The organism is Pseudomonas grimontii, from assembly GCF_007858185.1.
Taxonomy (GTDB): Bacteria; Pseudomonadota; Gammaproteobacteria; order Pseudomonadales; family Pseudomonadaceae; genus Aquipseudomonas; species Aquipseudomonas grimontii.
The window spans coordinates 105,854-126,585 of record NZ_VFES01000001.1; the positions used below are offsets into that span (position 1 = coordinate 105,854).

General features: G+C 59.9%; 21 protein-coding genes and 5 tRNA genes. 17 read left to right on the forward strand and 9 right to left on the reverse strand.

Annotated features, from left to right (window positions below):
• Positions 1-115: 115 nt before the first annotated feature.
• Positions 116-1,141 carry an outer membrane protein assembly factor BamD gene (locus FIV39_RS00560; protein ID WP_090409566.1) on the reverse strand — a complete coding sequence of 342 codons (1,026 nt, stop codon included), beginning with the start codon at positions 1,139-1,141 and terminating at the stop codon, positions 116-118.
• A 149-nt stretch (positions 1,142-1,290) separates the two neighbouring features.
• On the opposite strand from FIV39_RS00560, the gene rluD reads away from it, so the two are divergent.
• The 7 genes from rluD (at position 1,291) to FIV39_RS00595 (ending at position 6,403) form a co-directional block, all read left to right on the forward strand.
• Entirely contained in the window at positions 1,291-2,253 is a 963-nt protein-coding gene (gene rluD, locus FIV39_RS00565) for a 23S rRNA pseudouridine(1911/1915/1917) synthase RluD (protein ID WP_090409564.1), read from the forward strand.
• The gene (pgeF, locus tag FIV39_RS00570) at positions 2,250-2,975 is read left to right on the forward strand and encodes a peptidoglycan editing factor PgeF (protein ID WP_090409561.1); all 726 of its coding nucleotides are present in this window, start codon (positions 2,250-2,252) and stop codon (positions 2,973-2,975) included. The genes rluD and pgeF overlap by 4 nt, the downstream gene beginning before the upstream one ends.
• A gap of 146 nt (positions 2,976-3,121) precedes the next feature.
• Positions 3,122-5,686 carry an ATP-dependent chaperone ClpB gene (gene clpB, locus FIV39_RS00575; RefSeq protein WP_090409559.1) on the forward strand — a complete coding sequence of 855 codons (2,565 nt, stop codon included), beginning with the start codon at positions 3,122-3,124 and terminating at the stop codon, positions 5,684-5,686.
• A 304-nt stretch (positions 5,687-5,990) separates the two neighbouring features.
• A tRNA-Asn gene (locus FIV39_RS00580) sits at positions 5,991-6,066 on the forward strand.
• A gap of 9 nt (positions 6,067-6,075) precedes the next feature.
• Positions 6,076-6,152: transfer RNA gene (locus FIV39_RS00585), tRNA-Pro, on the forward strand.
• A 5-nt stretch (positions 6,153-6,157) separates the two neighbouring features.
• Positions 6,158-6,233, forward strand: a tRNA-Lys gene (locus FIV39_RS00590).
• A 93-nt stretch (positions 6,234-6,326) separates the two neighbouring features.
• A tRNA-Pro gene (locus FIV39_RS00595) sits at positions 6,327-6,403 on the forward strand.
• A gap of 132 nt (positions 6,404-6,535) precedes the next feature.
• On the opposite strand, the gene FIV39_RS00600 is transcribed toward FIV39_RS00595, so the two are convergent.
• The 3 genes from FIV39_RS00600 to FIV39_RS00610 are packed head-to-tail and all read right to left on the reverse strand — an operon-like array spanning position 6,536 to position 8,752.
• Entirely contained in the window at positions 6,536-7,834 is a 1,299-nt protein-coding gene (locus FIV39_RS00600; RefSeq protein ID WP_090409555.1) for an NAD(P)/FAD-dependent oxidoreductase, read from the reverse strand.
• A gap of 60 nt (positions 7,835-7,894) precedes the next feature.
• A complete protein-coding gene (locus FIV39_RS00605; RefSeq protein ID WP_016976295.1) occupies positions 7,895-8,068 on the reverse strand; it encodes a DUF3094 family protein in 174 nt (57 codons plus the stop codon).
• A gap of 54 nt (positions 8,069-8,122) precedes the next feature.
• Complete coding sequence (locus FIV39_RS00610) at positions 8,123-8,752, reverse strand: DUF1780 domain-containing protein (RefSeq protein WP_032886189.1); 630 nt, start codon at positions 8,750-8,752, stop codon at positions 8,123-8,125.
• Between the two features lie 105 nt (positions 8,753-8,857).
• On the opposite strand from FIV39_RS00610, the gene FIV39_RS00615 reads away from it, so the two are divergent.
• From FIV39_RS00615 to FIV39_RS00625, 3 genes are all read left to right on the forward strand, one after another.
• On the forward strand, positions 8,858-9,325 hold the full coding sequence (locus tag FIV39_RS00615) for an FAD/FMN-containing dehydrogenase (RefSeq protein ID WP_090409553.1): 468 nt from the start codon (positions 8,858-8,860) through the stop codon (positions 9,323-9,325).
• Positions 9,322-10,011 carry an energy-coupling factor ABC transporter permease gene (locus FIV39_RS00620; RefSeq protein ID WP_090409551.1) on the forward strand — a complete coding sequence of 230 codons (690 nt, stop codon included), beginning with the start codon at positions 9,322-9,324 and terminating at the stop codon, positions 10,009-10,011. The genes FIV39_RS00615 and FIV39_RS00620 overlap by 4 nt, the downstream gene beginning before the upstream one ends.
• 75 nt (positions 10,012-10,086) lie before the next feature.
• Positions 10,087-10,302: a hypothetical protein gene (locus FIV39_RS00625; RefSeq protein ID WP_003171680.1), complete on the forward strand. Its 216-nt coding sequence runs from the start codon at positions 10,087-10,089 to the stop codon at positions 10,300-10,302.
• On the opposite strand, the gene yacG is transcribed toward FIV39_RS00625, so the two are convergent.
• The 4 genes from yacG to FIV39_RS00645 are packed head-to-tail and all read right to left on the reverse strand — an operon-like array spanning position 10,299 to position 13,187.
• A complete protein-coding gene (gene yacG / locus FIV39_RS00630; protein WP_027604888.1) occupies positions 10,299-10,499 on the reverse strand; it encodes a DNA gyrase inhibitor YacG in 201 nt (66 codons plus the stop codon). The two genes, FIV39_RS00625 and yacG, sit on opposite strands and share 4 nt — an antisense overlap.
• Positions 10,496-11,119 (reverse strand): dephospho-CoA kinase, encoded by a 624-nt coding sequence (gene coaE, locus FIV39_RS00635; RefSeq protein ID WP_090409548.1) that lies wholly within the window; start codon positions 11,117-11,119, stop codon positions 10,496-10,498. Before coaE ends, yacG begins: the two co-directional genes overlap by 4 nt.
• A complete protein-coding gene (locus FIV39_RS00640) occupies positions 11,116-11,982 on the reverse strand; it encodes a prepilin peptidase (RefSeq protein WP_090409546.1) in 867 nt (288 codons plus the stop codon). Before FIV39_RS00640 ends, coaE begins: the two co-directional genes overlap by 4 nt.
• Entirely contained in the window at positions 11,979-13,187 is a 1,209-nt protein-coding gene (locus FIV39_RS00645; RefSeq protein ID WP_090409544.1) for a type II secretion system F family protein, read from the reverse strand. The genes FIV39_RS00640 and FIV39_RS00645 overlap by 4 nt, the downstream gene beginning before the upstream one ends.
• Positions 13,188-13,389: 202 nt before the next feature.
• On the opposite strand from FIV39_RS00645, the gene FIV39_RS00650 reads away from it, so the two are divergent.
• The 4 genes from FIV39_RS00650 (at position 13,390) to FIV39_RS00665 (ending at position 15,855) form a co-directional block, all read left to right on the forward strand.
• Positions 13,390-13,800 (forward strand): pilin, encoded by a 411-nt coding sequence (locus tag FIV39_RS00650; protein ID WP_090410148.1) that lies wholly within the window; start codon positions 13,390-13,392, stop codon positions 13,798-13,800.
• Positions 13,801-13,835: 35 nt separating this feature from the next.
• On the forward strand, positions 13,836-15,236 hold the full coding sequence (locus FIV39_RS00655) for an O-antigen ligase family protein (protein WP_090409542.1): 1,401 nt from the start codon (positions 13,836-13,838) through the stop codon (positions 15,234-15,236).
• A 48-nt stretch (positions 15,237-15,284) separates the two neighbouring features.
• Positions 15,285-15,357, forward strand: a tRNA-Thr gene (locus FIV39_RS00660).
• A 192-nt stretch (positions 15,358-15,549) separates the two neighbouring features.
• Positions 15,550-15,855 carry a DUF6388 family protein gene (locus FIV39_RS00665; RefSeq protein ID WP_027604882.1) on the forward strand — a complete coding sequence of 102 codons (306 nt, stop codon included), beginning with the start codon at positions 15,550-15,552 and terminating at the stop codon, positions 15,853-15,855.
• 81 nt (positions 15,856-15,936) lie between these two features.
• On the opposite strand, the gene nadC is transcribed toward FIV39_RS00665, so the two are convergent.
• Positions 15,937-16,785 (reverse strand): carboxylating nicotinate-nucleotide diphosphorylase, encoded by an 849-nt coding sequence (gene nadC / locus FIV39_RS00670; RefSeq protein WP_090409540.1) that lies wholly within the window; start codon positions 16,783-16,785, stop codon positions 15,937-15,939.
• Between the two features lie 245 nt (positions 16,786-17,030).
• On the opposite strand from nadC, the gene FIV39_RS00675 reads away from it, so the two are divergent.
• From FIV39_RS00675 to ampE, 3 genes are all read left to right on the forward strand, one after another.
• Entirely contained in the window at positions 17,031-19,181 is a 2,151-nt protein-coding gene (locus FIV39_RS00675) for a DUF1631 domain-containing protein (RefSeq protein WP_090409537.1), read from the forward strand.
• A gap of 61 nt (positions 19,182-19,242) precedes the next feature.
• The gene (ampD, locus tag FIV39_RS00680; protein ID WP_090409534.1) at positions 19,243-19,806 is read left to right on the forward strand and encodes a 1,6-anhydro-N-acetylmuramyl-L-alanine amidase AmpD; all 564 of its coding nucleotides are present in this window, start codon (positions 19,243-19,245) and stop codon (positions 19,804-19,806) included.
• Positions 19,803-20,639 (forward strand): regulatory signaling modulator protein AmpE, encoded by an 837-nt coding sequence (gene ampE, locus FIV39_RS00685; protein ID WP_090409533.1) that lies wholly within the window; start codon positions 19,803-19,805, stop codon positions 20,637-20,639. Before ampD ends, ampE begins: the two co-directional genes overlap by 4 nt.
• Positions 20,640-20,732 lie beyond the last annotated feature (93 nt).

A 20,732-nucleotide genomic window follows, 5' to 3' on the forward strand; every position in this document is an offset into this window, starting at 1 on the left:
TCTCGATAAGGAATGCGCCAGTTTAGCCAAGGACGTGGCAGGCGCACAGCGCAATAATGCCTACCCATAAAAAAGGAGCCCCGAGGGGCTCCTTTTTTGCGTTGCGTCGGCAGACTCAGTCGAACACGCCGAAGGTCATATAGCTGAACCACGAGCGGTCCTGGTTGTTGCCCAGGGCCTGTGGCTCTTCCTCTTCGATCACGTCGCCGTTCTCGTCGTGCGGCTTGAGGTCCGAAGGAATGGCTTCCTTGGCATCCTGGAATTGCTTCATCACGTCCTGGTTGGCGCGGGTTTCGCCCGGCGGCAACGGTGGGCGCGACTCGATCAGGCCCAGGGTGTACTTGCTCAGCCACGAACGGTTGTCCGCTTCGGCAACCTGAGGCACGAACTGGCCGTCTTTGAGGCTCGGGTGATCAGGGTAGTTGAGCTTCAGGGTTTCCAGGCTGGTGGTGGCCAGCTCGTCCAGGTGCAGACGCTGGTAAGCCTCGGTCATCACCGCCAGGCCGTCACCCACCGAAGGGGTTTCCTGGAAGTTCTCTACGACATAACGACCACGGTTGGCGGCCGCTACATACGCCTGACGCGTCAGGTAGTAGTGGGCCACGTGGATTTCGTAGGAAGCCAGCAGGTTGCGCAGGTAGATCATGCGCTGCTTGGCGTCCGGCGCGTAACGGCTGTTTGGGTAGCGGCTGGTCAGCTGGGCGAACTCGTTGTAGGAGTCGCGGGCAGCGCCCGGGTCACGCTTGGTCATGTCCAGCGGCAGGAAGCGCGCCAGCAGGCCAACATCCTGGTCGAACGAGGTCAGGCCCTTCAAATAGTAGGCATAGTCGACGTTCGGGTGTTGCGGGTGCAGGCGGATGAAACGCTCGGCGGCGGACTTGGCAGCTTCCGGTTCGGCGTTCTTGTAGTTGGCATAGATCAGCTCAAGCTGGGCCTGGTCGGCGTAGCGCCCGAACGGATAGCGCGACTCCAGTGCCTTCAGCTTCGCTGTGGCGCTGGTGTAGCTATTATTGTCCAAGTCTTTCTGTGCCAGTTGGTACAGCTCGACTTCGCTCAGGTTTTCGTCGACGACTTCCTTTGTTGACGAGCAAGCAGCAGTCATGGCGAGGATGGCGATCAGCAGCAGGTGTTTCACTTGCATGGCGGCTTGCGTCCCTATGACGGCCGCTGTCTTGGGCGGGGCCGTCCTGTTATGATGAGCGCCCCGTTGAAAGCCTCGGGGCAAAAGACGCCGTATTTAACCACAAGCGCGCAGCCGAAACCAAAGGCTGTGCCACGCCTAGTCTGAGCATGTCCGATAAAATTGAACTTCGCGCAGAGGTGCCGTCCGAATTGGGCGGCCAACGCCTCGATCAAGTCGCCGCACAATTATTCGCTGAGCACTCGCGCTCGCGCCTTTCCGCCTGGATCAAAGACGGCCGCCTGACTGTGGATGGAGCGGTTATCCGCCCGCGAGACACAGTCCATGGCGGTGCGATTCTTGAGCTGACTGCCGAGCAGGAAGCCCAGGGAGAATGGGTCGCACAGGACATCGAGCTGGACATCGTCTATGAAGACGACGACATCCTGGTCATCAACAAACCCGCAGGCCTGGTGGTTCACCCGGCGGCCGGGCACGCTGATGGCACCTTGCTCAATGCCCTGTTGCACCACATCCCCGACATTATCAACGTACCGCGTTGCGGCATCGTGCACCGTCTGGACAAGGACACCACCGGCTTGATGGTGGTGGCCAAGACCATTCAGGCGCAGACGCAACTGGTTACGCAATTGCAGAGCCGCAGCGTCAGCCGTATCTACGAATGCATCGTGATCGGCGTGGTCGTGGCGGGTGGCAAGATCAACGCCCCGATCGGTCGCCACGGCCAGCAGCGCCAGCGTATGGCGGTGATGGAAGGTGGTAAGCAGGCGGTGAGCCACTACCGTGTGCTCGAGCGTTTCCGTTCCCACACCCATGTGCGGGTCAAGCTGGAAACCGGTCGTACCCACCAGATTCGTGTGCATATGGCCCACATCAACTTCCCGTTGGTGGGCGATCCTGCCTACGGTGGCCGTTTCCGCATTCCTCCAGCGGCGAGCCAGACCATGGTCGAGTCGCTCAAGACGTTCCCGCGCCAGGCGTTGCATGCACGTTTCCTGGAGCTGGACCATCCGACGAGCGGTAAGCGCATGAGTTGGGAATCGCCGCTTCCAGACGATTTCGTCTGGCTGCTGTCGCTGCTCAAGCAGGATCGCGAGGCGTTTGTCGGATGAATGACTGGCTGATTCCTGACTGGCCCGCGCCTGTCGGGGTGAAAGCCTGTGTGACTACCCGTACGGGCGGCGTCAGCCTGGCGCCGTTCGACAGCCTCAACTTGGGCGATCACGTCGAGGACAGCCTTGAGGCCGTCCTTGAGAATCGCCGTCGCCTTACCGAAGCCTTCGATATTCAGCCGGCCTGGCTGAGCCAGGTCCATGGTGTGGCCGTGGTCGAGGCCGACCCTGGCCGCGTGGCTGAAGCCGATGGCAGCTGGACCAGCACCCCCGGCATTGCCTGCACCGCGATGACCGCCGATTGCTTGCCCGCATTGTTCTGCAATCGTGTCGGCACGCGGGTCGCCGCAGCCCATGCCGGTTGGCGTGGGCTGGCGGCTGGTGTGTTGGAAGCCGCTTTTGAACGCCTGGATGCCGAGCCTGCCGACGTACTGGTCTGGCTGGGCCCGGCGATTGGCCCGCAAGCCTTCGAAGTCGGCCCGGAAGTGCGTGAAGCCTTCATGCAGCAACTGCCGACAACTGCCGAAGCCTTTGTGCCAAGCAGCAATCCCGGCAAGTTCATGGCCGACATCTATCAGTTGGCACGCCTGCGCCTTGCTGCGCGCGGCATCACCGCTGTTTATGGTGGTGGCTTCTGTACCGTGACCGACCCACGCTTCTTTTCGTACCGGCGCAGCCCTCGCACCGGACGTTTTGCCTCCCTTATCTGGCTTGAGCGCTAGACTCTGCTGATCTGGGTCAATGCTGATCCATATCAACCGCCGCTTGCTTGAATCTTCCAGAATCCACCCCATCTATAAGGGCATCTGGCAGGTTTCTTCATTCAGGATGTTTTATAGCTCCGGCCTGCTCAAAAGGAAGGTGACTAATGCGTATTGATCGTTTAACCAGCAAATTGCAGTTGGCCTTATCGGACTCCCAATCCTTGGCGGTGGGTCTTGATCACCCGGCCATTGAGCCTGCGCACTTGATGCAGGCGCTCCTGGAACAGCAAGGTGGTTCTATCAAGCCCTTGCTGATGCAGGTGGGCTTTGATGTCAGCAGCCTGCGCAAGGAGTTGAGCAAAGAGCTCGACCAACTGCCGAAAATCCAAAACCCAACCGGCGACGTGAATATGTCGCAGGACTTGGCGCGCCTGCTCAACCAGGCCGATCGCCTGGCCCAGCAAAAGGGTGACCAGTTCATCTCCAGCGAACTGGTGCTGCTCGCCGCCATGGACGAGAACAGCAAGCTTGGCAAGTTGCTGCTCGGCCAGGGTGTGAGCAAGAAAGCCCTGGAAAACGCCATCAACAACCTGCGGGGCGGTGACGCGGTTAACGATCCTAATCACGAGGAGTCGCGCCAGGCCCTGGACAAGTACACCGTCGACCTGACCAAGCGCGCCGAAGAAGGCAAGCTTGACCCGGTGATCGGTCGTGATGATGAAATTCGTCGCACCATCCAGGTCCTGCAGCGTCGCACCAAGAACAACCCGGTGTTGATCGGTGAACCTGGCGTGGGTAAAACCGCGATTGCCGAAGGCTTGGCCCAGCGCATCATCAATGGTGAAGTGCCGGACGGTCTTAAAGGCAAGCGCCTGCTGTCCCTGGATATGGGGTCGTTGATCGCCGGTGCGAAGTTCCGCGGTGAGTTCGAAGAGCGCCTGAAATCCCTGCTTAATGAACTGTCGAAGCAGGAAGGGCAGATCATTCTGTTTATCGACGAATTGCACACCATGGTCGGCGCCGGTAAAGGCGAGGGCTCCATGGACGCTGGCAACATGCTCAAGCCAGCCTTGGCGCGGGGCGAGTTGCATTGCGTGGGTGCTACCACGCTTAACGAATATCGCCAGTACATTGAGAAGGACGCGGCCCTTGAGCGTCGTTTCCAGAAAGTCCTGGTGGAAGAGCCGAGCGAAGAGGACACCATCGCGATCCTGCGGGGCCTGAAAGAGCGTTACGAGGTCCACCATAAAGTGGCGATCACCGACGGTGCGATCATTGCGGCGGCCAAATTGAGCCATCGCTACATCACCGACCGTCAATTGCCGGACAAGGCCATCGATTTGATCGACGAAGCGGCCAGCCGCATTCGCATGGAGATCGACTCTAAGCCGGAAGTGCTCGACCGCCTGGACCGTCGCCTGATTCAACTGAAAGTCGAATCCCAGGCCCTTAAGAAAGAAGAGGACGACGCCGCCAAGAAACGCCTGGAAAAACTTCAGGAAGAAATCGTCCGTCTGGAGCGTGAGTATTCGGACCTCGAAGAAATCTGGACCTCGGAAAAGGCCGAAGTACAGGGCTCTGCGCAGATCCAGCAAAAGATCGAGCAGTCGCGCCAGGAGCTGGAAGCCGCACGTCGTAAAGGCGACCTGAACCGTATGGCCGAGTTGCAGTACGGGGTGATCCCGGACCTGGAACGCAGCCTGCAAATGGTCGACCAGCACGGTAAGGCTGAAAATCAGCTGTTGCGCAGCAAGGTGACCGAGGAAGAAATCGCCGAAGTCGTCTCCAAATGGACCGGTATCCCGGTGTCGAAAATGCTCGAAGGCGAGCGTGACAAGCTGCTGAAGATGGAGCACCTGTTGCATCAGCGCGTGATCGGCCAGGAAGAGGCGGTCGTGGCGGTGTCCAACGCGGTACGGCGTTCCCGGGCCGGTTTGTCTGACCCGAACCGTCCGAGCGGCTCGTTCATGTTCCTCGGCCCGACCGGCGTGGGTAAGACCGAGCTGTGCAAGGCATTGGCCGAGTTCCTCTTTGATACTGAAGAGGCCATGGTGCGGATCGATATGTCCGAATTCATGGAGAAGCACTCGGTGGCTCGCCTGATAGGTGCTCCACCAGGCTATGTGGGCTACGAGGAGGGCGGCTACCTGACCGAAGCCGTGCGGCGTAAGCCTTACTCGGTGATCCTGCTGGATGAGGTCGAGAAGGCTCACCCGGACGTGTTCAACATCTTGCTGCAAGTGCTGGAAGATGGGCGGCTCACGGACAGCCACGGGCGTACGGTGGACTTCCGCAACACGGTGATAGTGATGACCTCCAACCTGGGCTCGTCGCAGATCCGGGAGCTGGTAGGTGATCGTGAGGCCCAGCGTGCTGCTGTAATGGATGCGCTGACCACGCACTTCCGCCCGGAATTCATCAACCGGGTCGACGAAGTGGTGATCTTCGAGCCATTGGCGCGGGATCAGATCGCGGGTATCACCGAGATCCAGCTGGGCCGTCTGCGCGGTCGCCTGGCGGAACGCGAGTTGTCGCTGGAACTGAGTCGCGAGGCGTTGGACAAGCTGATCGCGGTCGGCTACGACCCGGTGTATGGCGCACGGCCTTTAAAACGTGCGATCCAGCGCTGGATCGAGAACCCGCTGGCGCAGTTGATCCTGTCGGGCAGTTTTATGCCGGGCACCAGCGTCGAGGCGACTGTGGAAAACGACGAAATCGTCTTCCACTGAGCCCGGATTGCACTGCAATAAGAGAAGGCCCTGCATCGCAGGGCCTTTTTTTTCGATAGGGCGTTGAACTGTAAGGCAAAGGCTTGTAAAGTGCGCCCCGCAGCATCGTCAGCCCACGGGTTTCTTCTCCCCAAGAAGAAATCAGAAAGAAGCGCAAATCATTGTCTTAAAAGCAATTTAAAGGGTTGACAGGGGTTTTTAAGATTGTAGAATAGCGCGCCTCAGAGACGCTAACGTAGCGATACGGACAGGGTCGAAGAGAAGGTTGCATCGCAGTAAAAGTTGTACATTTGAAATATGTAGTTCCGTGATAGCTCAGTCGGTAGAGCAAATGACTGTTAATCATTGGGTCCCAGGTTCGAGTCCTGGTCACGGAGCCAATTTCAAACCGGGGTATAGCGCAGTCCGGTAGCGCGCCTGCTTTGGGAGCAGGATGTCGGGAGTTCGAATCCCCCTACCCCGACCATATTTGGGTCGTTAGCTCAGTTGGTAGAGCAGTTGGCTTTTAACCAATTGGTCGTAGGTTCGAATCCCACACGACCCACCATTTTTGAGACCAGTTAACGCTGGAATCGAATCTTAAGATCAGAGGCCAAAAGCGCTGATCGAAGAAGGCGACTGAAAGGTCGCCTTTTTTTTCCGGGGTATAGCGCAGTCCGGTAGCGCGCCTGCTTTGGGAGCAGGATGTCAGGAGTTCGAATCCCCTTACCCCGACCATATTAAAAATCCTCGTATCGAAAGATACGGGGATTTTTTTTGTCTGAAATTATCTTAAATCCAATAAAAAACTAATGTGGGAGGGAGCAAGTCCCTTCCCACATTGAACGGGGCCCGTCAGGGGCCCTGTTGTCAGTGAAGTTTCAGGCGCGGTTCAGTCCCGCGTCCAATCTTGCTGCCCAGCATCAGCATCGCCGTTCGGAAGAAGCCATACAGCGCCATCTGGTGCATGCGGTACAGCGACACGTAGAACATCCGCGCCAGCCAGCCTTCCAGCATCACGCTGCCGGTCAGGTTGCCCATCAGGTTACCCACCGCCGAGAATCGTGACAGCGAGATCAGCGACCCATAGTCGGTGTACTTGTACGATGGCAGGTCCTTGCCTTCGATACGCAGTTTCAGCGACTTGGCCAGCAACGAGGCCTGTTGGTGCGCGGTCTGGGCGCGTGGCGGTACATTGCGGTCGCTGTCCGGTTGCGGGCAGGCGGCGCAGTCGCCAAAGGCGAAGATGTTTTCATCGCGAGTGGTTTGCAGCGTTGGCAGCACTTGCAGTTGATTGATGCGGTTGGTTTCCAGGCCATCGATGTCCTTGAGGAAACCCGGTGCACGAATCCCTGCGGCCCACACCTTGAGGCTGGCAGGAATCACCTGGCCACTGCTGGTGATCAGTGCGTCGGCGGTCACTTCGCTGACCGCTGAGTTGGTCAGTACCGTCACCCCGAGCTTCTCCAGGGTTTTATGCACAGGCCCGCCAATCCGCTCCGGCAGGGCAGGCAGTACACGTGGGCCTGCTTCGATCAGGGTGATGTGCATGTTTTCCGGCTTGATGCGATCCAGGCCGTACGCCGCCAGTTCGTGGGCCGCGTTATGCAGCTCTGCGGCCAGCTCGACGCCCGTTGCACCCGCACCAACGATGGCGACGCTGATCTTTTCCACCGCATCGGTCTGCCCGGCATGGGCGCGCAGGTAGTGGTTGAGCAACTGTTGGTGGAAGCGCTCGGCCTGCTTTCGGGTATCAAGGAACAGGCAGTGCTGTGCCGCGCCCTCGGTGCCGAAATCATTGGTGGTGCTGCCCACTGCAATCACCAGGCTGTCATAGCCCAGCACGCGCGCAGGCACCAATTCGCGGCCTTCTTCGTCGAGGGTGGCGGCCAGCTGGATTTTCTTCTGCTCACGGTCGAGTCCGCTCATGCGCCCCAGCTGGAACTCGAAGTGGTTCCATTTGGCCTGGGCGACGTAATTGAGTTCGTCTTCCGAGGAGTTCAGTGAGCCGGCAGCCACTTCGTGCAGCAAAGGCTTCCAGATATGGGTGAGGTTGGCGTCCACCAGCGTGATGCTGGCGGTGCCGCGCTTGCCCAGGGTCTTACCCAGGCGGGTAGCCAACTCCAGACCGCCGGCGCCGCCGCCGACGATAATAATACGATGGGTCATGGGGGTATCTCGCAAGGCTAAAGGAAATCGGAGCAGTTACCCCCGCGAGCGCCAGGCAGCTCATAGCGTCAGGTAACTCAAAAGGCGGCTCAGCAGGCCGAGCCCGATCACCACCACCAGCACCACACCAAGGAGCAGCCACGGCCGGAAAGGCTTGCGCTCGACTCGGTTTTGGGAGAGTTGCAGGTACTCTTCGACATGCTGTTGGTCGTCGGGGTTCAGGCGGCTGGTCATATAAGGCCTCGTCAGGTAGACGTTGCAAAGGGGCGCCACGTTACAGTCAGGGGATCAGAGGCTGATGCCCACATCGAACACTATGCTGCGCCCCAGGTTGTTGCGCAAGAAATCCGGCGCGTCCGGGTGGGCGAACAGCACCCGTGCAAATGTCGGCCCCACCAGCGACAGCGAGCGCCAGCCCTGGCGCAAGTATTCGGTGGGGGGTGGAAAGTGGCTGTTGAGGTCGAGCACTTCACGCTTGAGGCTGGTGAATGCGACAAGGTCCAATTCGCCCAAGTCCATCCCGCGCTCTTTGTAGTTGTGGGCCTTCTTGCGCAACGTGGGCGCCAGGCGCAGCAGGAACTCATGGGCCGGGATGCGCCGAGGCTTGGCTTCGCGCCGCACCAGTTGGCTCAGGGAGAATGCACTGCGTCGGCGCAGCAGTTCGTCACGCCATTCGTCGTTCAGTCGTCGCCCTTCATCGAGGACGAAAAAAACCTCGAAACTGGCATCGCGAAACAGCACGTCGGGCGGTTCTTGCCCGGCGGCGTGAAACTCTTCGGCGCGATAGGGCACATTCAAGCCTTGCAGCAGGCGCTGGCAGACCCAACGCTCACGCTCCCATTTGCGGGCATTGGACAGGAACGCATTGGCTTGTTCGGCTGCTACGGTGAGCAGGCGCAAATAATCTGAGTCATCCATGCTTGCAGCTTAGCGTCCAAATGATGACCGCAGGAAGTCCCGCTGCAAAAGCCAGGGTGTAGACTGGCCTTTCAAGCGTAATTCCCCCCTTATGAGGAGCGTACAGTGAAGTTTCTTGTGGTGCTGTTGCTGAGTCTTTTACCAGTATGGGCACAGGCTGTTGAAGTGGGCGAGCGCGTCGCTCCCTGGACCTTGCTCGATCAATTCGACCAAGCCTATACCCTCGATAACCAGGCGCAGATTCTGTTGGTGGCGCGCAGCATGGATGCGGCCAAGCTGGTAGACGCGGCGCTGCAAGGCCAGCCTAAAGGCTACCTCGAAGCGCGGCATGCAGTGTTCGTCGCGGACATCCAGCGCATGCCTCGACTGATCGCCAAATTGTTCGCGGTACCTGCCATGCAATCCTACAACTACCGGGTCATGCTGGACCGTGAGGCGCGTATTGCCCCACGTTACCCCGCGGCGGCGGATAAAGTGCTGTGGCTGCAGCTGGATAACGGTACGTTGGTTTCTCAACATGAATACGGCACTGCTGCCGAACTGCGCCAGGCCCTGGAGCAGGTGAAGCCGTGATCAGCGCCGCAGTGCTGGCGCCCACAACCCTCGGCATCGGCTGGCTGTTGTATGCGCCGGTGCTGTTATGGGCGATCCTGCGCTCGCCCTGGGTCGAGTTGTTTGCCGACCGGCGGCGCCAGCATTTGCTATTCGGTACGGTGTTCGCACTGTTCATGTTGTGGCTGGTACGACGGGATTTCGACACCGGTGTGTCCTACCACTTTATCGGTATGACCGCCGTAACCCTGCTGCTGGATTGGCCCCTGGCCATCGTCGGTGGTTTTGCCGCCCAGTTCGGGTTAGTGCTGCTTGGGCGCCAGGACTTGGCAGCCCTTGGCATCAACGGCCTGCTGCTGATCGTGCTGCCGGTGCTGGTCACCGAAGGTTGTGCGCTTGTGGTCGAGCGAGCCCAGCCGCGCAATCCCTTCGTGTATATCTTCTGCTCCGGTTTTTTTGCTGCCGCGCTGTCGGCCTTGTTTTGCCTGCTGCTGGGGCTGGGGTTGCTGTGGTTCGACGGTCGTTTTGCCATGCCGGAATGGCTGGAGGATTTCGTCGGCTACCTGTGGTTGATCATCTTCCCAGAAGCCTTTATCAACGGCATGGTGATCAGTGCCCTGGTGGTGTTTTGCCCGGAATGGCTGGAGACATTCAACCGCACACGCTACCTCTCGGCACCCTGGAAGGATGACGAATCGCGGCGTTGACCCAGATCAAATCCCGCGCAGCCGAGCGGGCCCATGCTCTGCAAAATTTTCCTAGGCAAGGCGGGAGCACGAATCATGAGTGTGTACGAGTGGGCAAGGCAGGAGTTGCGCAGAAGCCAGGATGCGGCACAGGAAATCGGTTTCGACCCAGGCTTGACCCTGCGCGCGATGCTCAGTGCGGTAGTGCAGCAGAGCAAGGGCGTACGCAGTTTTGAAGACCTGGCCGACGAGCTGCAATACCTTGCAGAGAACCTCGACGACCAGCAGGAATACGCCTTTATGCGGCCTTAGTGGCGCGGCGGTAAATCTTCGGAAAACAGCTCGTCTTCGGCATCCGGAGCCACGGGAATCTTGTGTTCCTCAGCGGCCCAGGCGCCCAGGTCGATGAGTTTGCAACGGTCCGAGCAGAACGGCCGGTTGGGGTTGGCTGCATTCCATTCCACGGGTGCGCCGCAGGTTGGGCAGTCGACGGTCAAGGGTTGGCTCATGATCGGCCTCCACGCAAAGTAAGGTAAAAGTGGTGCAGTCGCTCGACCTCGCTGTGCAGCCAAGCGAGGTCCTGGTCATTGACCAGCACGTCATCGGCATGGTTCAGGCGGTCTTCACGGCTGGACTGGGCCTTGAGGATCGCCTGAACCTGTTGTTCGCTGATGCCGTCGCGCTGCAGGGTACGCTGAATCTGCAGCGATTGCGGCACGTCGATCACCAGGATGCGCTGGGTCATGCTGTACTGGCCGGATTCGATCAGCAGCGGTGACACCAGGATCGCATAAGGCGACCGGGCGCGAGCCAGGTGACTACGAATCTCTTCGCCAATCAGCGGGTGCAGCAGGGCTTCCAGCCAGCGGCGCTCTTCGGGCACCTCAAAGATCAGCTTGCGCAGCGCGGCGCGGTCCAATTGGCCGTCAGGCTGCAATACGCCAGCACCAAAATGCTCGGCAATGCGGGCCAGTGCCGGCCGGCCGGGTTCGACCACCCAGCGCGCGGCGTGATCGGCGTCCACGACGTCAATGCCCAGGTCGATAAAGTGCTGGGCGGCCGCACTTTTCCCGCTGCCGATGCCGCCAGTGAGGCCAAGAATCCAGGGTGTTGCAACAGGAGTGGTCATCTGAAACCGACAGACTGCAAATAGAAGTCGGTTATTTGACCACCCCAGAGCAATGCAATCCAGCCGGCAATTGCCAAGTACGGACCAAACGGCATCGGCGTGGACGCCTGGGTCTTGCGCAGGCGCATCAGTATCAACCCGACAAACACCCCCACCAGCGACGACATCAACAGCGTCAGCGGCAATATCTGCCAGCCACCCCACGCGCCGAGCATGGCCAGTAACTTGAAATCACCGTGGCCCATGCCATCTTTGCCGGTGACCAGCTTGAATAGCCAGAACACGCTCCACAGGCTCATGTAGCCGATCACGGTGCCCCATAGCGCGTCGGGTAATGTCGTCAGTAATCCAAAGCTGTTGGCGATCAGCCCCAGCCACAGCAATGGCAGCACCAGCACATCCGGCAGCAACTGGTGGTCTGCGTCGATCAGGCTCATTGCCAGCAACCCCCAACTCAACACCAGCACCGCTGCGGCTTGCCAGCCAAAGCCGAAATGCCAGGCGACCCATGCCGAGATCAACCCACATGCGAGTTCGGTGAAAGGGTAGCGGGGGCTGATGGCTCCCTGGCAGTGGGCACAGCGGCCCCTGAGCATCAGGTAGCTGAGCAGTGGGATATTTTCCCACGGCCGGATTGGATGATCACAGTGCGGGCAGCATGAGTTGGGGTGCATCAGGTTGTAGGTCGGCCCGTCAGGTTCGGCAGGTAGACCGAGCGCCTCATGGGCCTGGGCACGCCATTCCCGTTCGAGCATTTTAGGCAGGCGCCAGACCAGCACGTTGAGGAAGCTGCCGACGATGAGCCCCAGTACCAACGCTATGGCGACAAAAGCCCATGGATGCTCGTTCAGCAGCACGCTCAAAATGCGCTCCCTAATTGGAAGACCGGCAGGTACATGGCGATGACCAGCGCGCCGACAATCCCCCCCAGGACCATCATGATCAACGGCTCCATCAGGCTGGTGAGGTTGTCGACCTGGTTGTCCACGTCCGTCTCATAGTGGTTGGCGACCTTTTCCAGCATGTGTTCCAGGGTGCCCGACTCTTCGCCGATCGCCGTCATCTGGATCGCCATGCCGGGAAACAGACCGCTGTTGGCCATGGATTGATTCAGTTGCATTCCTGTGGATACATCGTGACGCATATGTTCGATTGCCTGTTTGAACGGGCCATTTCCCACGGCTCCGGCGACTGAATCCAATGCCTGTACCAGTGGAACACCGGCGGCAAAGGTAGTCGAGAGCGTGCGGGCGTAAAGGGCCACGGCGGATTTTGTCAGCAGTTTGCCTGCCAGGGGCGCTTTCAACAAACCGGTGTCCAGCCAGTAGCGAAAGCCCGACGATTTCCGATAGGCCTGGCGCAGCCCAGCGGCTCCCGCGACTATGCCCAACACCAGCATCCACCATGCGTGCTGCATGAACGCCGACCAGGCGATCACATATAAGGTAAATGCCGGCAGTTTGCTGTCGACTCCGGCGAACAGGGCCTGGAACTGCGGCACCACGTGGACCAGCAGTATGCCGGTGACCAGGCTGGCAACCACCAGGACTGCAATGGGGTACGTCATGGCCTTTTTGATCCTGGCCTTGAGCTGCTGACTTTTTTCCCGGTGGATCGCCACCCTTTCCAACAGAGTCTCAAGCGCCCCGGCCTGTTCGCCGGCTGCCACCAGGTTGCAGTACAACTCATCGAAATAACGCGGTTGTTTGCGTAATGCTTCAGCCAGGCTGCTGCCGGCAGCGATCGCCTGTTTAAGCCCCTGCACGCGTTCACGCACAGCGCGATTGTCGACGCCTTCGCTGATGATGTCGAAGGCTTGCAGCAGTGGAACCCCAGCCCTCAGCAGCATAGCCAGTTGGCGCGTGAACAGCGTGATGTCAGCCGCTTTGACTGATGGGGCGAGGCTTGGCAGCAGCGGGGATTGCTTGCGCACACGGCCGGGGCTGATCCCTTGCTGGCGCAGTTGCGCCTTGACCAGGGCAGGGTTGTGCCCCTTGGTTTGCCCGGACACCCTGCGCCCTTTGCGGTTGATGCCTTCCCAGGCGTAAATCGTTGACGCGTCGTTCATGTCGCGGTTCCGCATACAGGCTGTCGAAGATTTATAGCTTAGTCAGGTGACGGATTCGGGCATGCCGATGGCGCAGGATAAAAATGTCAGAATGTGCGTCTTGAGCGCGATTGACCGCTTGCGGGTGAGTACACTGGCGCCGTTGCAAAAACGGGGTGCAGGACGCGCCTTGTCATGAGTTCTATTCTGGAGAGTGAATGTGATACGTCAGAAAGGCTTTACCTTAATCGAGTTGTTGATCGTCGTAGCAATCATCGGCATTTTGGCCACGATCGGCCTGCCCATGTACACCACACACCAGGCCAAGGCCAAGTTCACTGCCGGCCTGGCTGAAGTTGCCGCGTTGAAGGCCGGTTACGAAGACACTATCAACCAGGGCACCGTACCTACCTTGGCCTTGATCGGCGGCACCAGCCCCACCGCCAACTGCAAGATCGACGTGGCAGGCGACGTGGCCACGGGAGCCGGCTCCATCAGCTGCGAAATACTCGACGCGCCGGCACCGGTGCTGGGCAAGACCATCAGCCTGACGCGCAGCGCCACCGGCTGGAAGTGCACGACTACCGCTGAAGCGAAATATGTCGGCAAGGGCTGCGGCGCCGACGGGGCATAACTGCTAAACCATCCACAGGGAAGTAGAGGTGGCCGATGGCGTTATCCGTACAGCAGCGAGGCGGTGTTTTCCTGATAGCAGCGGTGTGCCTGTTGACTGTCGGGATTTGCGCACCGTTCGGTGGGCATGATCTACAGCGTGTAATGCAAATTGCCATCGGGTTTTGCGCGGTGCTGTATGGGTTATCAGTTACCTCCACTGAGCCCTGGGTGGACAGGCCCACGGCCTGGGGAGTAGCGCTGGTTGTCGGGCTGGGTCTGCTGTCTTCGGCGCTGGCCCATCAGCCGCTGTGGGCGCTCACCGAAGTGGCGCTGTTTGTCGGCTGCGCGGCGATCGCCGTCGCCTTTACTCTGCTTCGCCGCCATGGCGGCGAGTCTTTGGATCGCGTGCTGATCCTGGTTGTGGTGTTGCTGTGCCTGATCAAGTCGGTCCAGTATCTGTATGCCGGTACGCATGCGCTCTCCAGTGGCGAGCGCATGCTGGACCTTGACCGGCTGCTGACCGGCTTTTCCAACAAGCGTTTCTACGGTCAGTTTCAGACGTTTACCCTGCCCTTGCTGGCGCTGCCCTTGCTGATCCCCAATCTCTCCCGAGCCCTGCGCGGTGCGGTGTTTACGTTGCTGTGTGTCTGGTGGCTGATCGCAATTAGCGGCGGTACGCGGGGCACCTGGCTCGGTATGGGCGTGGCAGGCGTGGTGTTGGCGGTGCTCGGGCCTTGGGGCCGTCGCTGGCTGGGCTGGCAGTTGGCCGCAGCGTTGGTTGGGCTGTTGCTGTATTGGCTGATATTCACGGTGCTGGCGGATTACCTGGGGATTGAGCTCTCCAGTGGTGCCAGTGATCGCCTTACCACCTCGCTGTCGGGGCGCGGCCCGATCTGGTGGCAGGCGTGGCACATGCTTGTCGAGCGGCCGTGGCTCGGTTTCGGGCCGATGCATTTTGCCGATATTGCCAACAAGATTGCCGCTCACCCCCATCAGGCGGTTCTGCAGTGGGCCAGCGAATGGGGTGTGCCGTCGGCTCTGTGCGTGGCGGTTTTGGCATGGCGAGGCGGCTGGGCCACGTTGGCAGTGCTGCGCGCGCGAGCGCTGTCTGCCGAGCGTGTTGACCTGCTGCGTTTGTGCCTGTTTGCAGCGTTGATCGGTGCGCTGGTGCAGTCCATGGTCGATGGTGTGATCGTGATACCCAACTCCCAGGTCTGGTTGGCGCTGGTGGTGGGCTGGCTGATGGCGCTGCATGTGTCGCGCACGCCAGCAAGTGCTGCGCTGCCGTTGGCCCGGAACCTATGGAAAGCCTTGGGGGTGTTGGCCGTTGGTCTGTTGGTGTTTATCGCGATGCGCGATGTGCCTCATATCCAGCAAGCCCAGCAGCAGTACCTGGACGGCGAAGGCAGTCACCTGCAACCACGCTTCTGGGCTCAGGGGGTCATTGCCCGTTGAAGGGCGCAAGTTGCCGGACGCCCGATGCGGTGCTAGCTTTAGCCCACCGCCCGTGTAGCTCAGTTGGTAGAGCAGCGCACTCGTAACGCGAAGGTCGCAGGTTCGATTCCTGTCTCGGGCAAAAAGGCACTACTGTTTTAAGGGCGGTGTTTTAAGGCCAGTGTTTTAGCGGCAGTGTTTCAAAGGAAATGTTTTCAGATGATCCCAGAATGGTTCTGAAGGCCAGACGAGTTGGCACTTGTGCCCACTCTTTTGTATCTGCGCAACCTTGATGACCCAGATGCATCCCCATTCCTCGATCTAAGAGAACAACATGACCACGACTGAAATGACCCAGGAAGTTCGGCACCAAGCAGCCCTCGAAAAATACCTTGAGGAATCGCCGCAGCTTAAAGAAGAGATCAAGGACCTGAGCGCCGATGATCAGCGCGACCAGATCCAGTGGGCTTTCGAGGACGAGGCCGAGAGCCAGGGCTTCCAGCCTTGGGAACTGACCCTCAAGTACACCTCGACGCCGGAAGAATTTGAAGCGGCACGGCTGGCCCTGCACAAGGAGGCGGCCGAGGTGCTGGGTGTCGAATGGGAAGAGTATTGCGAGATGAACGACCTGGTCGTTTAGACGCTGCTGCAAGTTTCAAGCTGCAAGCTGCAAGTTGGAACGCAGCCCTCTTGCAGCTTGAAGCTCACCGCTTGCCTCTCCTCAGATACTGAGGCGCATCGACAAATCCACCGCCTTCACATCCTTGGTCATCGCACCAATGGAAATGTAGTCCACTCCTGTCTCGGCGATAGGCAGCAGGGTGTTTTCATTGATCCCGCCGCTGGCTTCCAGCTTGGCCTTGCCGCCGTTCAGGCGCACGGCTTCACGCATATCTTCCAGGCTCAACTCATCGAGCATGATGATGTCGGCGCCCGCCGCCAGCGCCTCGCGCAGTTCGTCCAGGCTCTCCACTTCGATTTCCACCGGCTTGCCGGGTGCGATCTTGTGGGCGGCGCTGATGGCTTGGGCAATTCCGCCGCAGGCAGCGATGTGGTTTTCCTTGATCAGGAACGCGTCATACAAACCGATGCGGTGGTTATGGCAGCCACCGCAGGTCACCGCGTATTTCTGCGCCAGGCGCAGACCGGGCAGGGTTTTTCGAGTGTCCAGCAGCTTGACCTGGGTGCTGGCGACAAAATCCGCCAGGAACCGGGCGCGGGTGGCGACTCCGGACAGCAACTGCAGGAAATTCAGGGCAGAGCGTTCGCCACTGAGCAGCGAACGCGCCGGGCCTTCCAGGTGGAACAGTGCCTGATTGGGGCTGACACGCTCGCCGTCGGCCACCTGCCAGTGCACGGCGACCCTTGGGTCCAGTTGGCGGAATACTGCATCCACCCACGCCGTGCCGGCGATGACGGCGGCGTCGCGGGTAATGATGGTGGCCGTGGCCAGCCGTTCGGCCGGGATCAACTGCGCGGTGATGTCGCCGCTGCCGATGTCTTCCAGCAGCGCGCGGCGCACGTTGGCTTCGATTTCGGCGGTGAGGTCGGCAAGACGGAGGTTCGGCATAACAGGCTCCACAAACAAAGTGTCCCGATTATAGGGGCTGCGTGCGTTCGAACCCAGGCTCACCACTCATTTACAGCGCAATGTCAGAGTTTGCTGGCGCAACGGCACTCATTTGCAAGATAATCTCGCGCCTTGCAATTGGCGTCATAGCTTTGACGTACTGGTGATGGGCGGTTATCCACAGTGCTTATTGGGCCTGTACCCGATCTTTCCCCAACTCTTTACCGCCGTTTCAGGAGGCCAGGATGCACAATGACGGAAAGGTGGTGCCAATCAACAAGGCACAAGCCACGCCATCGCCGCTCGCGCGCCTGCCGGTGGTGTTGCTGCAGGTTCGCGACAAGGCGGCGCAGCAGTTGCAGCAGGGTTTGCAGGAACTGTTCGATAACGCCGACGACACTTTGTTCGAAATGGCCGACAAGGCCCGCAACAACGTGGACCACCATATCTTTTTTGAAGCCATGCGCGACTTGCGCCTCAAGCGCAAGAATTTCGAGCGGGTGTTCATGGAGCGGCTGTTCGAAGCCTTTGGAAACCTGGGGCAGGCGGGGCGTACTGAGCTTCAGTTGGTGCCGGTGGTGTCCTATGAGGCGGCCTCAGGCACGTCCAGGGATGACTTGGAAAAAGCCGTGGCACTTGAGGCCATGCTTGGCCGGGTGCGCCACCGCGACGGCCTGGCGCTGTCGCAACTCACTGCACGCTTAAGTGTCTTGCTCGGCAATCGCCTGGATGACCGTGAGAACCCCCTGGGCCCGGCGCTGCTGTGCGAGTTCTTCCTGCGTGCCGGGCGTAGTCTGGGCGTGGAGATCCGCGTCAAGCTGATCATGCTCAAGCTGTTTGAAAAGTACGTACTCAGTGACGCTGACCAACTGTACGGTGAGGCCAATCAACTGCTGGCCGCGACCGGCGTGTTGCCGGAACTCAAGGCCGCGCCATCCCGTCGTCCCTGTGGCCGTGCCACGCGTGATCATCATCGCGAAGAGGTATTGCCGAGCGTCGACCAACCGATCGACGAAAATGGCCTGCAAGCCTTTACCGCCTTGCAGGCGTTGTTGACCGCCGTGCGCGGTAGCGTGTCGCCTACGCTTGAAGCCAGCGCCGAACCCCAGCCTATCGCCACCCGCGATCTGCTGCGCCTGTTGTCCCATTTGCAGCAGTACGTCCCGGAGCCGGAAGCCGAAGATGATTTCGACCTGCGTAACCAACTCGAGCAGTTGCTCACCCGTGTCAGCGTCAAGAGTGGCAAGTCGCGGGTGGTGGAGGATGCGGACGAAGATGTGATCAACCTGATCGCCCTGCTGTTCGAATTTATCCTCAATGACCGCACGGTGCCGGACGCCTTCAAGGTCTTGATTGGCCGCCTGCAGATCCCGATGCTGAAAGTGGCGGTGCTGGACAAGAGCTTTTTCAGTCGGCCCGGCCACCCGGCTCGGCGCCTGTTAAATGAAATCGCTACGACAGCCATGGGCTGGAGCCCCGTCGATGACTTCCAGCGCGACAGCCTGTACCTGCGCATAGAGCAGGTGGTTCAGCGGTTGCTGAATGAGTTTGTGGAAGACCCGGCGATTTTTTCCCAATTGCTTACCGAATTCACTGCGTTCACCGCCGATGAGCGTCGGCGCAGCGCGCTGCTTGAGCAGCATACCCGCGATGCTGAAGAAGGGCGCGTGCGCACGGAAGCGGCGCGTGCGCGGGTGGCCGAGGTACTGAATCGGCGGATGCTGGGCAAGGTTTTGCCGCAGGCGGTGGTGCAGTTCCTGCAACAGGCCTGGAGCCAGGTGCTGTTGCTGGCCAGCCTCAAGCACGGCGAGCAGTCGGTGCAATGGCAAGCAGCGCTGCGCACCATGGATGAGCTGATCTGGAGTGTCAGCCTGCAGGCAGACACTGAAGCCGGGGTGCACTTGTTGGAGCAGTTGCCGGGGTTGCTCAAGGCACTGCGTGACGGGTTGACCAGCGCTGCATTCGACCCCTTCAGCACGCGTGATTTTTTTGTTCGCTTGCAGACCCTTCACGTCCAGCCGCCCGAGGGTGGCGATGGATGGCTCGAAGTGCGTGAGCCCTTTGTGTTCAACACACTGCCGCTCGATTCGGTCGAGGGCCTGCCGGAGGATGATCCGGACCTGCTCAAGGTGCACCAACTGCGAGTCGGCGACTGGTTCGTGTTCCAGCAGGGCCAGGCAGGCACCCTGCGGTGCAAGCTGACGGCGATCATGGTACCGACCAATACCTATATTTTTGTCGGCCGCACGGGGCTTAAAGTCCTGGAGAAGAGCGCCGGCCAACTGGCGATGGCATTCAAGCGTGGCGCGCTGCATAGCCTGGACGATGAACCGCTGTTCGAGCGGGCGCTGGCGGCGGTGGTGGGTAAGCTGCGTCAACTCAATCGCGGCAAGTGATCGCAACCACGGGGTCGAACGCGGCATACTGGTCACACTTAGTCACGTTCAAGGATCCTGTATGCAGTTGGACCCCGCCAGTGGTTGGTGCCAGGGCATTCGCCATTGCCCTTCACCCAACTTCAACGAGCGCCCGACAGGCGAAATCTCACTGTTGGTGGTGCATAACATCAGCCTGCCACCCGCGCAGTTCGCGACTGGAAAAGTGCAGGAGTTTTTTCAGAACCGCCTGGACGTCACGGAACATCCTTACTTTGAAGGGATTGCCGACCTACGGGTGTCTGCGCATTTTCTGATTGAGCGTGACGGCACGGTGACGCAATTTGTGTCCTGTATCGACCGGGCCTGGCATGCCGGGGTCTCGTGCTTCGAAGGGCGTGAGACGTGCAATGACTTTTCCCTGGGGATAGAGCTTGAGGGCACGGATGATTTGCCGTTCACCACCCCCCAGTATGTGTCGCTGATCGACCTGACCCGTCAGTTGCTGGCAGCCTATCCAGGTATTACGCCGCAGCGTATTTGTGGCCATAGCGACATCGCTCCGGGGCGCAAGACCGATCCCGGCCCCGCTTTTGATTGGACGCGCTTTCGCAGCGCCCTGCAGGATGGAGGACATGCACGATGAGTTTCCTGGTGTTGGTGTTGGCGGTGTGGATCGAGAAGTTCTCGGCCATGCGCCAGAGGTTGCAGCGTGATGGTGGCTGGTTGCGCGAATTGGCCAAGTTGGAATCTAGCCCGCGTTTGGGCAAGCAGCCTTGGCTGATTCTGGCCCTGCTGGTGCTGCTGCCGGTAGCGTTGCTGGCGTTGTTGCTGCTGGTGCTGGAGCCGGTGGCCTATGGTTTGTTGGCGCTGCCGGTGCACCTGCTGGTAGTGATCTACAGCCTGGGCCGTGGCGATCTATTGGCTGGATTGGGGCCATTTCGCGATGCCTGGCGCCGTGGCGACCTGCAGGCTGCCGAACATGTGGCCGAGCGCGACCTGAAGCTGGGCGCCGACAGCGGCGAGCAACTGTTGGAGCGCGTCCAGGGCCATCTGTTGTGGCAGGCCTACCAGAGCTTTTTTGCGGTGATTTTCTGGTACTTCCTGTTGGGGCCGGTCGCCGCGCTGGCTTATCGACTCTTGGCGCTTGCCAGTGAGCATAGCCAGAACCCTCTGGTGGCTGAGCGCGCCGGGCAACTGCGTCACGCGTTTGACTGGTTGCCGGTGCGCTTGCTGGCGGCCAGTTTTGCGCTGGTGGGCAACTTCGTCGCGGTCAGCCGGGTAATGCTTCACGAGCTGCTGAGCTGGGACATCAGCGCCGCGCAACTGGTGGAGAAAGTCGGCCTGGTCGCCGCTGAAATCCCGCCTCCGGCCGTGGGTGCCGACGGCATCAATAGCCTGGATCGCCTGTGGGAACTGCTGCTGCGTGCGGCGGTGCTGTGGTATGCCGGGTTCGCCATCTGGACGGTGTTGCCCTGATTGCTCTGATAAGCGGGCTTGTCCCGCGCCGGGCTGCCCAGCAGCCCCCTGCAATCTTGGCTCGTTAACTTTACGTTACAAAACTCCCTTTCA

What these genes read in the sequence shown, in the direction of transcription:
- pgeF (WP_090409561.1), top strand. Translation starts at nt 2,250, where the DNA reads ATGAATGACTGGCTGATTCCTGACTGGCCCGCGCCTGTCGGGGTGAAA.
- FIV39_RS00665 (WP_027604882.1), top strand. Translation starts at nt 15,550, where the DNA reads ATGACCACGACTGAAATGACCCAGGAAGTTCGGCACCAAGCAGCCCTC.
- FIV39_RS00610 (WP_032886189.1), bottom strand. Translation starts at nt 8,752, where the DNA reads ATGGATGACTCAGATTATTTGCGCCTGCTCACCGTAGCAGCCGAACAA.
- FIV39_RS00655 (WP_090409542.1), top strand. Translation starts at nt 13,836, where the DNA reads ATGGCGTTATCCGTACAGCAGCGAGGCGGTGTTTTCCTGATAGCAGCG.
- ampE (WP_090409533.1), top strand. Translation starts at nt 19,803, where the DNA reads ATGAGTTTCCTGGTGTTGGTGTTGGCGGTGTGGATCGAGAAGTTCTCG.
- nadC (WP_090409540.1), bottom strand. Translation starts at nt 16,785, where the DNA reads ATGCCGAACCTCCGTCTTGCCGACCTCACCGCCGAAATCGAAGCCAAC.
- FIV39_RS00560 (WP_090409566.1), bottom strand. Translation starts at nt 1,141, where the DNA reads ATGCAAGTGAAACACCTGCTGCTGATCGCCATCCTCGCCATGACTGCT.
- clpB (WP_090409559.1), top strand. Translation starts at nt 3,122, where the DNA reads ATGCGTATTGATCGTTTAACCAGCAAATTGCAGTTGGCCTTATCGGAC.
- coaE (WP_090409548.1), bottom strand. Translation starts at nt 11,119, where the DNA reads ATGACCACTCCTGTTGCAACACCCTGGATTCTTGGCCTCACTGGCGGC.
- rluD (WP_090409564.1), top strand. Translation starts at nt 1,291, where the DNA reads ATGTCCGATAAAATTGAACTTCGCGCAGAGGTGCCGTCCGAATTGGGC.
- FIV39_RS00625 (WP_003171680.1), top strand. Translation starts at nt 10,087, where the DNA reads ATGAGTGTGTACGAGTGGGCAAGGCAGGAGTTGCGCAGAAGCCAGGAT.
- FIV39_RS00675 (WP_090409537.1), top strand. Translation starts at nt 17,031, where the DNA reads ATGCACAATGACGGAAAGGTGGTGCCAATCAACAAGGCACAAGCCACG.
- FIV39_RS00600 (WP_090409555.1), bottom strand. Translation starts at nt 7,834, where the DNA reads ATGACCCATCGTATTATTATCGTCGGCGGCGGCGCCGGCGGTCTGGAG.
- FIV39_RS00645 (WP_090409544.1), bottom strand. Translation starts at nt 13,187, where the DNA reads ATGAACGACGCGTCAACGATTTACGCCTGGGAAGGCATCAACCGCAAA.
- FIV39_RS00605 (WP_016976295.1), bottom strand. Translation starts at nt 8,068, where the DNA reads ATGACCAGCCGCCTGAACCCCGACGACCAACAGCATGTCGAAGAGTAC.
- ampD (WP_090409534.1), top strand. Translation starts at nt 19,243, where the DNA reads ATGCAGTTGGACCCCGCCAGTGGTTGGTGCCAGGGCATTCGCCATTGC.
- yacG (WP_027604888.1), bottom strand. Translation starts at nt 10,499, where the DNA reads ATGAGCCAACCCTTGACCGTCGACTGCCCAACCTGCGGCGCACCCGTG.